Source organism: Carboxylicivirga marina, assembly GCF_016612505.1.
Lineage (GTDB): Bacteria > Bacteroidota > Bacteroidia > Bacteroidales > Marinilabiliaceae > Carboxylicivirga > Carboxylicivirga marina.
The window spans coordinates 1-1,180 of the sequence record NZ_JAENRR010000148.1 but is presented as its reverse complement, the minus strand read 5'-3'; the positions used below and the strand labels follow the sequence as shown (position 1 = coordinate 1,180).

The following is a 1,180-nucleotide window of genomic DNA, read 5'->3' as shown; positions in this document are numbered from 1 at the left end:
TCTCAATTTACAGCATGTAGTGAATATTTTGCCGTTCACTACTTCTCGGCACACGATGAAGCGATTGGCAATTTAACAAACCAAACCTACCAAAACTCTCCGAGCCAAATCTTTGATTTGTTTTTATTTTTGCATTACTAAAGCCAAATCAAAGATTTGGCGGTGTTCAATTATCAAACCGAACTTCCAATTGCTCACAACCGCCAATTGCTTTATACTAGCGTGTTAGGCAAAGTTATTTAGCTTCTAACTTTCTTATAAGTTTAATATTCTTTTTTTCGACTTCCGTTAAGTATTGATCAACATTATCGCTAACGGGATTATACCATTCCTTTGAAGAAAAATAATTACTTAAATCCTCTGACTTAAAACTATAGCCATACCTTGCAAAAATCTCATTCCTCATAATTCTAAGTTGCTTTGTTGAGAGTCCTGCAATATCTGTTTCTTTTAATAATCTACAAGATGCAACTTTATATTTGCCTGGAAGTTGATACCTGTTCAAGTCAATTTCAATCGAAGTAGCTTTCCTGCATGTATCAATAGAACAGTAATCATATGTTAAGGTTTTAATTTCAAAAGTCATTAGATCATCTTTCCATTCCTCAAATTTTACGTATGCTTCATACATGCAGTAATCGTCTGGATTTGCGGCATAAAAACAATCAGGATTTATTATATTCCCTGCACCTCTTATTCCAACAGTTTTATATATATCTATCAAAATTTCGTTTTTACCTATTCTCCAAATACCTAGGTCGAATATCTTCCAACTCTGTTCATGATCTCCTCGTATAAAAACAAAGGTTCTATCAGGGTAAAATACGTAACTACCATCAAAAGCACTTGGTGACCATTGATCAACTACATAATTATTTGGAAAGTCAATTGGAATTGAATCATAGTTCTCATCTTGACTTTTAGCGCTTGAGAATACAAGACAATAGATAATTGTCAAATTTATTAATCTCATTACAAACATTTTAAAACTGACATTTTGATATTATTGAGATGTATGCCAGTGGATTATATTTCAATTTTGCCTAACGGTTGGCTAGATGAAGCGTATGGCGATTTAACGAACCAAACCTTCCAAAACTCCACTGAGCCAAATCTTTTATTTGTTTTTATCTTTTCATATACTCTAATTAATTACAAGTTTTTAAGCCACTTTTTCATG

1 protein-coding gene is annotated in these 1,180 nt (G+C 32.5%); it reads right to left on the bottom strand.

All coding sequences use genetic code 11. From position 1 onward, the window contains the following. Positions 1–235 precede the first annotated feature (235 nt). Entirely contained in the window at positions 236–973 is a 738-nt protein-coding gene (locus JIV24_RS22145) for a YARHG domain-containing protein (RefSeq protein ID WP_200467267.1), read from the bottom strand. Positions 974–1,180: the final 207 nt, after the last annotated feature.

Bases quoted from the DNA above. Each gene is read 5' to 3' on its own strand.
- JIV24_RS22145 (WP_200467267.1), bottom strand. From the start codon at position 973: ATGAGATTAATAAATTTGACAATTATCTATTGTCTTGTATTCTCAAGC.